This is a genomic window from Arthrobacter sp. B1805, assembly GCF_002929745.1.
Taxonomy (GTDB): Bacteria; Actinomycetota; Actinomycetes; order Actinomycetales; family Micrococcaceae; genus Arthrobacter_D.
Genome location: NZ_PJIQ01000005.1, coordinates 53092 through 67052, shown reverse-complemented (window position 1 = coordinate 67052; position 13961 = coordinate 53092). Strand labels below are relative to the sequence as shown.

The window sequence follows — 13961 nt, the reverse complement described above, 5'->3', positions numbered from 1 at the left end:
CGCGCCGAATATCACGCGCCACCGGGAAGCCCTCGGGCGGCGCGCAACCGCGTGAGTGCGCGTGTCTTGCCCGGAACGCGTGGAGCGGTCACGAGTGCCGCCTCCACCAGGCGCAGCGGGCAGGCGAGCTCACGTGCCGCACCGATGGCCTGCAGGATGGATACTGCGTCGCGGTCCTCACCGTGCACGGCTATGTCGAGCGCCGTTCGGAGCGGAGTCGTCACGGAAACTCCTCCCACGAGGTTGACGTCGAACGGGCCGAGTGCCACCTGGTGCATGACTGCGGGTGTGAACGGCGGGAGGGCGGTGGTCCGCCGCCGATGATCCGTCACCAGGCTGATGAGTGACGGCGGCGGTGCGCAGCCGTAGATCCAGGCGGCGCAGGAACGCCCCAGGGCGACGCGCGGGCGGACGGATTGCGGGACGCTACGCGCGGCGGCCTGCGACCTCGTTGCGGCGTCCTCCCTGAAGTCGCTGCGGAGGTAGGAGTTCCCGATCACGAGGCGAACGAGTCCGTCGAGCCGCATGGACTGCAGCTCGGCGGAGGTGAAGGTGTCACCGGCGTGGAGCAGCGCCCCTCCGGTGGAGGTGACCGGCGGGGCGCCGGGCCCCAGGACCCGTTCGGGGGGTGCTGCCGCATGGGCGCCGGGCCCCAGGACCCGTTCGGGGGGTGCTGCCGCATGGGCGCTGTCCAGGGGAGGCATTGGTCCAGCATCACCCCTCGTGAACCGACACGAAAGCCCTCCGGCCCTGTTGTGGACAACGGGGCCGGAGGGCTTTCGGGCAGGGACTGATGCTAGGAGAAGTCCTGTGCCGACTTCTGCAGCATCTCGAGCCACTGCTGGCGGGCTGCCAGCGCTTCCCTCGCGGAGGCGATCTTGCTCGCGTTCCCCGCGCGTTCGGCGTCGGCGAGGTCGTCCTTCAGCTGGGCGATCGTCGCTTCAAGCTGACTCAGGGCGCTGTTGGTGCGCGCCTTCGTCTCGGGATTCGTCTTCGTCCAGTGTTCATCGTCCGCGGCCTTGATCGCGTCCTCGACCTGGCGCAGACCGGCGTCGATACGCCCCATCTCCGAGCGCGGCACCTTGCCCGCTTCGTCCCAGCGGTCACGAATGGACTGCAACGCCTTCTTGGCAGCGGCGAGGTCCTTGATGGGCAGGATCTGCTTGGCTTCCTTGAGCAGTGCCTCCTTGACCACCAGGTTCCCCGCGTACTCTTCGTCGACGGCCTCGTTCGCTGCCTTGCGAGCCTCGAAGAAGCGATCCTGTGCCGCACGGAAGCGCGCCCAGAGGGCGTCGTCATCCTTGCGGCTGGCGCGCTTGGACGCCTTCCACTCGTCCATCAACTGCCGGTACTCCGCGGCTGTCTGGGCCCAATCAGTGGAGCCGGCAAGCTGCTCGGCCCGCTGGATGAGCGCTTCCTTGGCCTGCTTGGCCTCGGCGTTGTCGCTGTCCAGTTGTGAGAAGTAGGCGCGGCGGTGGCGGTCGAACACCGTGCGGGCCGAGCGGAAACGCTTCCAAAGCGCATCCTCGGTGCCCCGGCCGAGCCTGGGCCCGTTCTTCTGGGCAGCCTTCCACAGCTCGAACAGTTCGTTCATGCGCGTGCTGCTGGCCTTCCACTGGACGGTGGAGGGGTCCCGTCCCGCAAGCTCCTCCGCTTCAGCCACGATGGCTTCCCGGGCAGCTAGCTCCTTCGCCTTGAGCTCGTCCTGAACCGCACGTTCCGCCTTCTCCAGGCCGCCCACGGCTTCGAGGAGGGCGTCGATCCGTGCCTCGAGGGCGAGGACGTCGCCCACCATCTTGCGTTCGCCGACCTGCGCACGCAGGTGCTTGGCAGTCTTGGCCATGTCCGACGACGGGGCTTTCGCCTGCACACGCTGTTCGAGCAGTGCAACCTGGCTCACGATGTCGTCGTACTTGCGGACGAAGTATGCCAGGGCCTCCTCGCGCGTGGCGTCGGGGTATTGGCCCACGGGGTGCTCGGCGCCCTCGACGAGCAGAAAGACGTGGCCGTCCTCCTCGACACGCGCGAACCTGCCGGCTTCCTCGAGCGACGTACTGTGCGCGGGCGGTGCTGCGACCGGCTGCGAGGCCTTCTTCTGCGAGCGGGGCGCCATGGCTGTAGGCAACGGCGGGCGGGGGGCAGCGGTGCGGGGCGACGGCGCGTTCAACGGAGCAGCCTCGGCCGCCAGCGGCACGGAAGGCTCGGCCACCTCGGGGGCTTCCGGTGCCAGGGCTTCGGCCGGCTCTGCCGGATGTTCCTCGGAAGAGGGTGAGTCCGGCGCTGCGTGGGCCGGGCCGGGCACCTCGACAGGAGCCGCTGCTTCCGCTTCCGGAGTGCCGTCGGCAACTGCCGCCGTTGCGTCTGCTTCCTCTGCAGCGCCCTGCACGACCTCCTTCACGGAGTCGCTCGCGGGGGCCTCGTCCACGGAGCGGGTCGGCGGGTTCTCGTTCACGGAGTCGCTCGCGGGAGCCTTGTCCGCGGAGTCGCCCGGGGAAGCCTCGTTCGGTCCGGTTGCGGCACCACCGGAACCATCGGTCACGGCTGTCGCGGTCGGGGAGGAGGTGCCATCGCCTGCCGCAGCATCGCGTGCGTCATGCCCGATGGTCGTTTCGTCGGATTGCTGACTGTCTGTCACCGCTAGAAGTCTTTCGCTCGTCGTATGGCCGTGAGCAACGCCGGGGCCATTTCATGCAGGGTCTAGGAGTCTATCGGTCCGGTAGGACGGGACTCCCGCGGCAGAGCCGCGCGGCTACTGATGCAGCAACCGACCCGAGCGCCGGAGCGATGAAACCTTCCCCGAGGCTACTTTACCCATTGGGCCGTGATCGTCCCCACGCCAGGCAGGGCCGCGTTCGCGTCGACGGCCAGGGGTGGCCGGTGGTGGCCTTTTCCCGTGGGCGTGCCCCGGCCCCTAGGATTGAGGCCGCAGAACCGGTCCGTCTGCCCCGAGCCGGGGGTGGCGCGACCGGCAACCCCCGCGCAGGAGGAGACCTACCCATGGCCCGCAAGGCATCACTGTCCGGCTTTCCCGAATGGCTTCCGGAGGAGCGCCTGATCGAGCTCCACGTCCTGGAGGTGCTGCAGCGGACGTTCGAGCTGCACGGGTTCTCGAGCATCGAGACGCGTGCCGTCGAGACGGTCGATCATCTCCTGCGCAAGGGCGAGATCGACAAGGAGGTGTACGCCGTCTCCCGCCTGCAGGCCGATGAGGCGTCCGCGTCCGAGAGCGGGCTCGCGCTCCACTACGACCTGACGGTGCCCTTCGCGCGGTACGTGGTCGAGAACGCGGGACATCTGGCTTTCCCTTTCCGGAGGTTCCAGATCCAGAAGTGCTGGCGGGGTGAGCGTCCGCAGGAAGGCAGGGCCCGCGAGTTCACCCAGGCGGACATCGACGTGGTGGGCGACGGCGTCCTGCCGTTCCGGTACGACGTCGAACTCGCCCTCGCCGTGGTCGAGGCCCTCGGAGCCCTCCCGATCCCGGAATTCACGCTGCGCGTCAACAACCGCAAGCTCGCGGAGGGGTTCTACCGCGCCATCGGCCTCGCGGACACCGCGGCCGTACTGAGGAGCATCGACAAGCTCGAGAAGATCGGGGCGGAGAAGGTCGGTGGACTCCTGCAGGACGAGGTCGGCGCGGACGACGATCAGATCCGTCTCGCCCTGGAGCTGGCAGGCATCCGTACGTCCGACACATCGTTCGTCGAGCGCGTCAGGGCCCTCGGGGTCACCGACGACCTCCTCGAGGAGGGCCTCGAGGAACTGCGGCAGGTGGTCGGGGAGGCCTCGCGTCGGGCACCGGGGCGCGTCGTGGCCGACCTCAGCATCGCGCGGGGCCTCGACTACTACACGGGCACGGTCTACGAGACCGTCCTCAATGGACACGAGGGACTCGGATCCATCTGCTCGGGTGGTCGATACGACGCCCTGGCGCGGAAGGGCAACCGAACGTTCCCCGGCGTCGGGCTGTCCATCGGCGTCACGCGTATCGTCTCCCGCATCCTCAGCCAGGGCTTCGCGACGGTGTCCCGAGCCGTGCCCACCGCTGTCCTCGTGACGCTGGCCGACGACGACTCGTGGTCGCAGGCACAGGATGTCGCATCGGCGCTCCGGAGCCGCGGGATCTCCGCCGAGGTCGCCGCGAGTGCGGAGAAGTTCGGCAAGCAGATCAAGTTCGCCGATCGCCGCGGCATACCGTTCGTCTGGTTCACCTCGACGGAGGGCGCGCACGAGGTCAAGGACATCCGCTCCGGGGACCAGGTCGCGGCGGACCCCGCGTCCTGGGCGCCTCCTGCCGGAGACCTGCGACCGGTCGTCGCGAAGTCCTGACGCGGCACGGCGGCCCTCCTCTCCGACGTCGGACGGTGCGGCCGCCGTCTCAAGGGCCAGACGCACCCCCCGCTTACACGCGCCGCAGGGTCAGGCTCGTCTGCGTCGCTGGGCCAGGACGAGGGCCCGCGCGGCGACGCCCATCGCGAGCACCGCCAGCATCGTCAGCACCGATACCGGGGGTAGCGTGAAGGCGAGGACCAGGCAGCAGGCCGCGCCGACCACGTTGAGCCAGCGTGGCGAGTACCACTGCCGCTCAGCGAGCGTGAATGCCGAGACGTTCGCGATCGCGTAGTACAGCAGCACTCCGAAGCTGGAGAACCCGACGACGGTGAGTACGTCGGTGGCCAGCAGGAGGACGATCACCACGACGGCTGCAGCGGTATCGGCGGCCCACGGTACGCCGAACCGGGCGGATACCCTTGCGAACACGTGCGGAAGGTCCCGGCCGCGAGCCATCGCGAGGGTGGTTCGGCCGACGCCGGCGATGAGCGCGAGCAATGCACCGAGACTGGCCAGCGCGGCGGCAAGGGTGACGACGGCCCCGCCCCGACCGGTCGATCCTTCTCCCGGGACGGCTGCGTCCATGACGTCCCGAAGGGGTGCGGTCGCATCGGCCAGCGCTTCAACCCCGAGAGCGTGCAGGAGCGAGAGCGCCAGGAGCAGGTACAGCAGCGCCGTGAAACCGAGGGCGCCGAAGATCGCCGCAGGGATGTTCCTGAGCGGCTCGCGGACCTCCTCGCCCATCGTGGCGATCCTGGCGTACCCGGCGAAGGCGAAGAACAGCAGCGCCGACGCCTGCAGGACGCCGCCCGGTCCTGGCACCCCGCCCGCGAGGGACTCCCGTGCCGGTGGGGTGGAGAAGCCGACGACGATCACGAAGGCGAGGACGGGTATGACGAGTGAGACGATGGCTCGCGTGGCGAGGGCGGTCCGGGTGACTCCGAGCAGATTGACCGTCGTGAGCGCGACGACGGCGGCCACCGCGGCGGGCTTCTCCGCGCCGGGGGCGGCGTAGAGCCCGAACGTGAGGGCCATGGCTGCGCACGAGGCGAGCTTGCCGGTGACGAATCCCCAGCCTGCGACGAAACCCGTCCAGTGACCCAGCTGCTCGCGTCCGTACAGGTAGGTTCCGCCGCTCGACGGGTAGCGGACGGCGAGGGACGCCGTCGCCGAGGCGTTGCAGTAGGCGACGAAACCCGCGATCACGACGGCCAGCGGCAGCAACGGCCCGGCAGCGGCAGCTGCCGGCGCGAAGACCACGAAGGCTCCGGCCCCAATCATCGCCCCCACCCCGACGGTCGTGGCGTCGAAGCCACCCATCGCGCGGCGTAGGCCCGGTTGCTGCTGCATGTGCCTCCTCGTGAGTGAAAAGCCGGGAGCCGGCGCTCGGTCCTACCGTCCGGCCAGTCCGGCCGGTCGGTAGGACGCGGACCGGTAATGTTGGTCGCGCTTGAAGTTACTCTAGGCAGGTGCAGCTCGCCTGCGACTCATCTGACACATCTGTGGGAAGGAATGCTGTGCTCCGCACGCATGAACTCGGCTCCCTTCGGCCCGAGCACGTAGGACAAACGGTCACCCTGGCGGGGTGGGTAGCCCGCCGCCGCGACCACGGCGGAGTGGCGTTCCTCGACCTCAGGGACGCGTCCGGCGTCGCCCAGGTCGTGGTGCGCGAGGAGGATGTCTTCTCCAGCCTGCGCAACGAGTACGTCCTGCAGATCGTCGGGTCGGTCCAGCAGCGCCCCGAGGGCAACGAGAACCCGGCGCTGCCGACGGGGGCGATCGAGGTGATCGCGGATACCGTGACCATCCTCAACACCTCCGACCCGCTGCCGTTCCAGATCGACGAGCATGTCGAGGTGGGCGAGGAAGCGCGCCTGCGGCACCGCTACCTCGACCTGCGCCGGCCGGGCCCCCAGGCCAACCTGCGCCTGCGGTCCGAGGCGAGCCGCGTGGCGCGCGAGCTGCTGCACAGGGACGGTTTCGTGGAGATCGAGACTCCCACGCTGACCCGCTCCACACCCGAGGGTGCGCGGGACTTCCTGGTGCCCGCGCGGCTCGCTCCGGGCTCCTGGTACGCCCTGCCGCAGTCTCCGCAGCTGTTCAAGCAGCTCCTCCAGGTCGGCGGGTTCGAGAAGTACTACCAGCTCGCCCGCTGCTACCGCGACGAGGACTTCCGCGCCGACCGCCAGCCGGAGTTCACCCAGCTGGACATCGAGGCGAGCTTCGTGGAGGAGGACGACATCATCGCCCTCGGTGAGCAGCTCGTCTCCGCACTCTGGAAGCTCATCGACGTCGAGATCCCACTGCCCATCCGCCGCATGACCTACGCCGATGCGATGGCCAGATACGGCTCCGACAAGCCCGACCTCCGGTTCGGCCTCGAGCTGACCGAGCTGACCGAGTTCTTCAAGGACACCGAGTTCGGCGTCTTCAAGGCGCCGTACGTCGGCGCGGTCGTCATGCCCGGAGGCGCCTCGCAGCCCCGCCGCCAGCTCGACGCCTGGCAGGAGTGGGCCAAGCAGCGCGGCGCCAAGGGCCTCGCGTACGTCCTGATCGACGACGACGGCAGCCTCCGCGGACCCGTTGCGAAGAACCTCACGGACGCCGAGCGTGAGGGCATCGCAGCTGCCACCGGCGCCAACCCCGGCGACTGCATCTTTTTCGCTGCCGGCGACAAGGCGTCGTCGAGGGCCATCCTCGGCGCCGCTCGTGTCGAGATCGGGCGCCGGACGGGACTGATCAAGGAAGGCGACTGGGCTTTCGTGTGGGTGGTGGACGCGCCCATGTTCGAGCCGGCCTCCGCTGCAGTAGCAGCGGGCGATGTCGCCGTCGGCGGTGGTGCCTGGACTGCCGTCCACCATGCCTTCACGTCGCCGAAGCCCGAGTTCCTCGACACGTTCGACACGGACCCCGAGAACGCCCTTGCCTTCGCCTACGACATCGTCTGCAACGGCAATGAACTCGGTGGCGGTTCGATCCGTATCCATCGCCGGGACGTGCAGGAGCGAGTGTTCGCCGTCATGGGCCTCGGACCCGAGGAGGCGCAGGAGAAGTTCGGATTCCTGCTCGAGGGCTTCAAGTACGGTGCGCCTCCGCACGGCGGAATCGCTCTCGGTTGGGACCGCGTGGTGTCCCTCCTCGCCGGCACCGACTCGATCCGCGACGTCATCGCCTTCCCCAAGTCGGGCGGCGGGTACGACCCCCTGACCGCAGCGCCCGCGCCGATCACCGCACAGCAGCGCAAGGAAGCCGGCGTCGACGCCAAGCCGAAGACCGAGGCCTGACGGCCGGACGGACCTGACAGGCGGGCCGACGGGCGATCGGCGTCCACCGACCGCGAGGACAGAAGGACGCGAAGAACAGACAGCACAGGGCACCCCGCGCGGGGTGCCCTGTCCTGTCTGTTCCCGACGCGCTCTTGCACGCGCCGCCGGTCGACGGCGTGTCAGGCCCCGGGCGTCGTCGTCGGATGATCGCTGTCGGACGAATTGTGACGGTCCGGCCCGGTGCACGGGCTCGCTGTGAAATAATCGGGGCAGTACGTGCTCCGGGGTCGGTGTAAGTCCGAACCGGCGGTGATAGTCCGCGACCCGTTCAACGCCCCGCAACCGCGGGACGCGAACGGTTGAGCCGGTGGAATTCCGGGACCGACAGTTAAAGTCTGGATGGGAGAAGCACGAACAGCAGGACATAGGCGCTGCCCGCCTGACGGGTCGCGTTACCTGTCACGGTACGCCCGTGACAGCTCCGTCCTTCCTGCTGCCATTGCCCGGAGCCGTCGTATCGGCGAAGGATCGGCATGGATTTTCTGCAGTGGCTGTTCGAGGCCCGCATTCCCGTAGGTAGTGGCTCCCTCCTGCTCCGCGAAGTGGTGGGCAATGTCTTCGGCCTCCTCAGCGCCCTCGGCGGGATGCGTCGACGGGTCTGGGCCTGGCCCGTAGGAATCGCAGGCAACCTCCTGCTCCTGACGGTCTTCCTCGGATCCGTCTTCGGCGCGGAGAGTGCCGCGAACCTGCTCGGGCAGGCCGGACGCCAGGTCATGTTCATCGCCGTCTCGATCTACGGGTGGCGGCAGTGGCAGGCCAGCCGGCACCGCGGCGGGCAGGCGGTGACGCCGCAATGGGCCGGAAGCAAGGCCCGCCTCGGCATGGTCGCCTTCATGATCGTCGGCACCTTCGCGCTCACGCCCCTCTTCCGCATTCTCGGCTCCTACGAGCCCGTCTGGGCCGATGCATGGACCTTCGTGGGATCCCTGCTGGCGACCTACGGCATGGCCAAGGGCTGGGTCGAGTTCTGGCTCGTGTGGGTCGCCGTCGACATCGTCGGGGTGCCCCTGCTCTTCAGTGCCGGCTACTACGCCAGTGCCTTCATGTACGTGTTCTACGGAGCCTTCACCCTGGTCGGGTTCTTCGTGTGGGCCCGCGCCCAGCACACCGCCAAGCCCAGTATCGAGACCCTCCTGCCGGATCCGACCCTCCGATGAGTACGCCGACGCCCTCCATCAGCGGAGCGGAGGCGACCGCGATGCTGCGCGCACTGGATCTCGCCGGTCGCGGTGTGCGGGGTGCCAATCCCCTCGTCGGCGCCGTCGTCCTCTCTGCCGACGGTGCCATCCTCGGCGAGGGGTACCACCGTGGTGCCGGAACCATGCACGCCGAACCGGCAGCACTCGCGGACACGCGCTCCCGTGGCAACGATCCACGGGGCGCGACCATGGTGGTGACGCTCGAGCCGTGCAACCACACCGGCAGGACCGGACCGTGCAGTGAAGCCCTGATCGACGCCGGAGTGGCGAGGGTCGTCTACGCGGCCGCCGACATCAATGGTGCAGCCGCCGGGGGAGCGCGGCGGCTGGGGGAAGCGGGCATCCAGTGCGTCGGGGGGGTCGAGGCAGCCCTGTCGTATCAGCTCAATGAGCGCTGGAGCGCCGCACTCATCGCGCAGCGACCCTTCGTCACCCTGAAGTCCGCCCAGTCGCTGGATGGGCGCGTGGCGGCGGCCGACGGCTCGAGCCAGTGGATCACCGGTGCCGAGGCCCGCGCGGACGGCCATAGGATCAGGGCCCTGGCCGACGCCGTCCTGGTCGGCACCGGGACGGTCCTCGCCGACGATCCGCGCCTCACTGCCCGGGGCATCAACCGGGATGCCCCCGCGGGTGCCGGTCGAGCAGGCCTGCGGGTCGTCATGGGCCGGACACCCGTGCCCGAGGGCGCCGCGATCAGGGGCGAGGGGTTCCTCCACCTGCCGACCCGGGACGTGCAGGGGGTCCTCGGCGAGCTCTACGGCAGGGGAGTGCGCCACCTTCTGGTCGAAGGCGGTCCGCGGATCGCCTCGGCCTTCCTCCAGGCCGGAGTCGTGGACGAACTCGTCAGTTTCGTCGCCCCGCTGGTCCTCGGGGACGGCGCACCCGCCTTCCCCGAACTCGGCGTGGCCACGCTCGACCACGCCATCCGGTGGATGCTCGACGACGCCGGCGGTCCGGGTGTGCAGCAGCTGGGCGCGGATGTCCGGCTGCACCTGCGGCCCCCGCCATCCGCCCCCTGATCCACCACCCGTTGCACGCCGACAGCACGCGTCGGCACATCCGAAGCCCGATCGTCCGAAGGAAGTACCCGTGTTCACAGGAATCGTGTCCGAGCAGGGCAGCGTCGTCTCACTCGAACTCACACCCGACGGTGAGAGCGGTCTCCTCGTCTTCGAGGCGCCCGAGACCGGGAAGGGCCTGGCACCCGGAGCCTCGATCGCCGTCAACGGGGTGTGCCTGACGGCCGTCACGCTCGACGGGCCCCGCATCGGCGTGGACGTCATGGGGGAGACCCTCCGGCGGACCACTACCGGCGAGTTGCAGCCGGGGGCGCCCGTCAACCTCGAGCGCTGCGTCCCGGCGGGCGGCAGGCTCGACGGGCATGTGGTGCAGGGGCACGTGGACGGCGTCGGCGTGCTGCTCGAGCGCGAGGATCTCGGTGCCTGGCACCGCCTCCGCTTCGGGCTGCCCGCGAAGCTCGGCCGCTATGCCGCGGAGAAGGGATCCGTGGCGATCGACGGCGTCTCCCTGACGGTCACCGCGGTCAGTCCCCCCGCCGAGCCGGAGCAGTGGTTCGAGGTCGGGCTGATCCCCACCACGCTCAAGGAGACCGGCCTCGGGGCGAAGTCGATCGGCGATGCGGTCAACCTCGAGATGGACGTGCTCGCCAAGTACGCCGAGCGCCTCCTCGGCTTCGCTGCTGTCGACGCACGCCAGGGCCCTGGCACCGGCGGTACGCGATGACGGGGACCATCCCGCTCGACCCGGTCCAGGACGCCGTCGACGCGATCGCCGCGGGTCGGGCCGTCATCGTCGTCGATGACGAGGACCGGGAGAACGAGGGGGACATCGTCTTCGCCGCCGAGGACGCGACGCCGGAACTGGTCGGCTGGACCGTCCGCTGGACATCGGGCGTGCTGTGCGTGCCCCTGCAGGCCGCCGACGCCGAGCGGCTCGTCCTCCCGCCGATGACAGCGGTCAACGAGGATGCCAAGGGCACGGCGTACACGGTGTCGTGCGATGCCGCGACGGGTGTCAGCACGGGCATCAGCGCGGCGGACCGCGCGCGCACCGCGAGGGTGCTCGCCGATGCGTCCAGCGTGCCCGCCGACCTCACCCGGCCCGGTCACGTCTTCCCGTTGCGGGCGGTTGCCGGCGGGGTCCGCGAACGGCCCGGCCATACGGAAGCGGGCGTGGAACTCAGCGTCCTCGCGGGCAAACGGCCCGCTGCGGTCATCGCCGAACTCGTGCACGACGACGGCAGCATGATGCGACTGCCCGCGCTGCGCCGGTTCGCGGACGACCACGCGGTTCCACTCATCTCGATCAAGGACCTCGTCGCCCACCTCGAGGACCACCCCGACGACCACCTCGACGACCACCACGACGACCAGCACGACCGACCAGCACGACCGACGAGCACGACCGAAGGAGAACCATGAGCGGCCACGGAGCACCCAGCATCGACATCAGCGGACTGACCTCGCAGGAGGGGGCGCCGCTGCGCCTGGCGATCATCGCCGCGAGCTGGCACACCCAGATCATGGACGGATTGCTCGACGGCGCCCGCCGAGCTGCAGCCGAAGCCGGAGCCGAGGTGACCGAGATCCGCGTCCCCGGCAGCTTCGAGCTGCCCGTCGCCGCAGCGCGCCTCGCACCACACTTCGACGCCGTCGCAGCCCTCGGCGTCGTCATCCGCGGTGGTACTCCGCACTTCGAGTACGTCTGCCAGGCGGCGACGTCCGGCCTCACGGAGGTGAGTGTGCGCACGGGCGTACCCGTGGGCTTCGGTGTGCTGACGTGCGACACGGAGCAGCAGGGCCTGGACCGCGCCGGATTGCCCGGCTCCTCCGAGGACAAGGGGCACGAGGCGGTCTCGGCCGCGCTTGCCACCGCCGGGGTCCTCCGGTCATGGAAGCGATGAGCCTGGAGGCTTCCGTCACACAGGCGCACCCGCGGAACGGGTCCGCCCCCCGAGCCGATAGCCTAGGGGGTGTGAAAACCTTTGATTCCCTGTTCGAGGAACTCAGCGCGAAGGCCGTGGAGCGGCCGGCCGGTTCGCGGACCGTCGCGGAGCTGGACTCAGGCGTGCACGGCATCGGCAAGAAGGTCGTCGAAGAGGCCGCCGAGGTCTGGATGGCCGCCGAGTACGAGTCCACCGAGGACGCCGCCGAGGAGATCTCCCAGCTGCTCTACCACCTGCAGGTGCTCATGATCGCGAAGGGTCTCACCCTGGAGGACGTCTACAAGCATCTGTAGCCGCGCCGGCGCTCCAGCCCGCGGCCCCTGCTTGCCCTTCCCCCTCCAGCGAAAGACTCTCCCATGCTCCGTGTAGCAGTTCCCAACAAGGGCGCCCTGTCCGAGGCCGCCTCGTCCATGCTCGCCGAGGCCGGCTACCGCCAGCGCCGCGACCCGCGCGAGCTCGTGCTCGTCGACCCCGAGAACGAGATCGAGTTCTTCTTCCTCCGTCCCCGCGACATCGCGGTGTATGTCGGATCCGGAACGCTCGACGTCGGCATCACGGGGCGCGACCTCTTCCTCGATGCGCAGGTGAAGGCCGAGGAGCTCATGCAGCTCGGCTTCGGCGCCTCGACCTTCCGCTTCGCCGGACCGGTCGGCGACTTCTCCTCCGTCGAACAGCTCGAGGGCAAGCGCCTCGCGACGAGCTACGAGGGACTCCTCAAGGACTACCTCGCCGAGCGCGGTATCGACGCAAGTGTGGTCAGGCTCGACGGCGCCGTGGAGTCCTCGGTCCGCCTGGGCGTCGCCGATGCGATCGCCGACGTCGTCGAGACCGGAAATACCCTCCGTGCCGCCGGCATGGAGATCTTCGGTGACCCGATCCTGCAGAGCGAGGCCGTGTTGATCGGTCGCGTCGGAGTGGAGGCTCCGGCGGGCCTCGACGTGCTGCTGCGACGGCTGCAGGGCGTCCTCGTCGCCCGCCAGTACGTGATGATGGACTACGACATCCGCAAGGACCTCGTGGACGAGGCCGCAGCCCTGACCCCCGGGCTCGAGTCCCCGACGGTCTCCCCGCTGCGGGATTCCGACTGGGTCGCCGTCCGCTCGATGGTCAAGCGCAACCAGACCAACCGCATCATGGACGAGCTGTACGAGCTCGGCGCGCGCGCCATCCTCGTCAGCACGATCCACGCCTGCCGGATCTAGGGGGAGGGGCATGTCGGTCGCCATCCGCGTCATCCCCTGCCTCGACGTCGACGCCGGTCGCGTCGTCAAGGGCGTCAACTTCGAGGACCTGCGCGACGCCGGAGATCCGGTCGAGCTCGCGCACCGCTACGACCGGGCGGGCGCCGACGAGCTGACCTTCCTCGACGTCACCGCCTCCTCCGGCAACCGGGAGACGACCTTCGACGTCGTCGCCCGCACGGCCGAGGAGGTCTTCATCCCGCTGACGGTGGGCGGCGGCGTGCGCGAGATCTCCGACGTCGACCGCCTCCTGCGCTACGGCGCCGATAAGGCGTCCATCAACACCGCGGCCGTGGCACGCCCTGCCGTCATCGACGAGATCACGAAGCACTTCGGCGCCCAGGTTCTCGTGCTCTCCCTCGACGCACGCCGCACGAGGGACGCCAGTACGCCCTCGGGCTTCGAAGTGACGACGTACGGCGGCCGCAAGGGTACCGGGATCGACGCCGTCGCCTGGGCTCGGGAAGCCGCCGAGCGGGGTGTGGGCGAGATCCTGCTCAACTCGATCGACGCGGACGGCACCAAGGAGGGCTTCGACCTCGAACTCATCCGCGCCGTGCGCGCGGCCGTGGGTGTGCCCCTGATCGCCTCGGGCGGAGCCGGCGAGCCGTCGCACTTCCCCCCAGCCGTCGAGGCCGGCGCGGATGCCGTGCTCGCGGCGTCAGTGTTCCACTTCGGACCGGTGGACGCCATCGCCCAGGTCAAGGCAGCCATCCGGGACGCGGGCTTCCCAGTCCGCTGAAGGGTCGCGCGACCGCGGGGGTGTGAGGCGGTTTCTCCGGCGCCGGTAACGCCGCTGATGACGGGGCGGAGAACGTCCGCCGCTGGTAACGGCGCCGGAGAACGTGCGGCGCTGGTGCGGGTGTGCCGCCCCGTCGGGGTGACGAAGAGGAACAGGCGC

The 13961-nt window shown here is 69.6% G+C and carries 13 protein-coding genes and 1 riboswitch; of the genes, 10 read left to right on the top strand and 3 right to left on the bottom strand.

Annotated features, from left to right (window positions below; genetic code table 11):
* Nucleotides 1-11 precede the first annotated feature (11 nt).
* On the bottom strand, nt 12-704 hold the full coding sequence (locus tag CXQ96_RS07170; RefSeq protein WP_104117362.1) for a hypothetical protein: 693 nt from the start codon (nt 702-704) through the stop codon (nt 12-14).
* 92 nt (nt 705-796) lie between these two features.
* Nucleotides 797-2635 (bottom strand): DUF349 domain-containing protein, encoded by a 1839-nt coding sequence (locus CXQ96_RS07165; protein WP_258058928.1) that lies wholly within the window; start codon nt 2633-2635, stop codon nt 797-799.
* 362 nt (nt 2636-2997) lie between these two features.
* Between CXQ96_RS07165 and hisS the strand changes: the two genes are divergently transcribed.
* Nucleotides 2998-4326, top strand: coding sequence for a histidine--tRNA ligase (gene hisS, locus CXQ96_RS07160; RefSeq protein ID WP_104117361.1), 1329 nt, complete (start codon nt 2998-3000; stop codon nt 4324-4326).
* A 90-nt stretch (nt 4327-4416) separates the two neighbouring features.
* Here the strand turns inward: hisS and CXQ96_RS07155 are convergent, their stop codons facing one another.
* Entirely contained in the window at nt 4417-5679 is a 1263-nt protein-coding gene (locus CXQ96_RS07155) for an APC family permease (RefSeq protein WP_104117360.1), read from the bottom strand.
* Nucleotides 5680-5846: 167 nt separating this feature from the next.
* Here CXQ96_RS07155 and aspS point away from each other — a divergent pair, with 167 nt between their 5' ends.
* The 9 genes from aspS to hisF all read left to right on the top strand — a co-directional run bounded on the left by aspS (nt 5847) and on the right by hisF (nt 13802).
* A complete protein-coding gene (gene aspS, locus CXQ96_RS07150) occupies nt 5847-7613 on the top strand; it encodes an aspartate--tRNA ligase (RefSeq protein WP_104117359.1) in 1767 nt (588 codons plus the stop codon).
* Nucleotides 7614-7868: 255 nt separating this feature from the next.
* A riboswitch (FMN riboswitch) is annotated at nt 7869-8010 on the top strand.
* A 118-nt stretch (nt 8011-8128) separates the two neighbouring features.
* On the top strand, nt 8129-8812 hold the full coding sequence (gene pnuC, locus CXQ96_RS07145) for a nicotinamide riboside transporter PnuC (protein ID WP_104117358.1): 684 nt from the start codon (nt 8129-8131) through the stop codon (nt 8810-8812).
* The gene (gene ribD / locus CXQ96_RS07140) at nt 8809-9873 is read left to right on the top strand and encodes a bifunctional diaminohydroxyphosphoribosylaminopyrimidine deaminase/5-amino-6-(5-phosphoribosylamino)uracil reductase RibD (protein WP_104117357.1); all 1065 of its coding nucleotides are present in this window, start codon (nt 8809-8811) and stop codon (nt 9871-9873) included. The genes pnuC and ribD overlap by 4 nt, the downstream gene beginning before the upstream one ends.
* A 70-nt stretch (nt 9874-9943) precedes the next feature.
* Nucleotides 9944-10597 (top strand): riboflavin synthase, encoded by a 654-nt coding sequence (locus CXQ96_RS07135; protein WP_104117356.1) that lies wholly within the window; start codon nt 9944-9946, stop codon nt 10595-10597.
* On the top strand, nt 10594-11295 hold the full coding sequence (ribB, locus tag CXQ96_RS07130) for a 3,4-dihydroxy-2-butanone-4-phosphate synthase (RefSeq protein WP_104117355.1): 702 nt from the start codon (nt 10594-10596) through the stop codon (nt 11293-11295). The genes CXQ96_RS07135 and ribB overlap by 4 nt, the downstream gene beginning before the upstream one ends.
* The gene (ribH, locus tag CXQ96_RS07125) at nt 11292-11777 is read left to right on the top strand and encodes a 6,7-dimethyl-8-ribityllumazine synthase (protein ID WP_104117354.1); all 486 of its coding nucleotides are present in this window, start codon (nt 11292-11294) and stop codon (nt 11775-11777) included. Before ribB ends, ribH begins: the two co-directional genes overlap by 4 nt.
* A gap of 71 nt (nt 11778-11848) precedes the next feature.
* Complete coding sequence (locus tag CXQ96_RS07120) at nt 11849-12112, top strand: phosphoribosyl-ATP diphosphatase (protein WP_087073332.1); 264 nt, start codon at nt 11849-11851, stop codon at nt 12110-12112.
* A gap of 63 nt (nt 12113-12175) precedes the next feature.
* The gene (hisG, locus tag CXQ96_RS07115; protein ID WP_104117353.1) at nt 12176-13021 is read left to right on the top strand and encodes an ATP phosphoribosyltransferase; all 846 of its coding nucleotides are present in this window, start codon (nt 12176-12178) and stop codon (nt 13019-13021) included.
* Nucleotides 13022-13031: 10 nt separating this feature from the next.
* Nucleotides 13032-13802: an imidazole glycerol phosphate synthase subunit HisF gene (gene hisF, locus CXQ96_RS07110; RefSeq protein ID WP_104117352.1), complete on the top strand. Its 771-nt coding sequence runs from the start codon at nt 13032-13034 to the stop codon at nt 13800-13802.
* Nucleotides 13803-13961 lie beyond the last annotated feature (159 nt).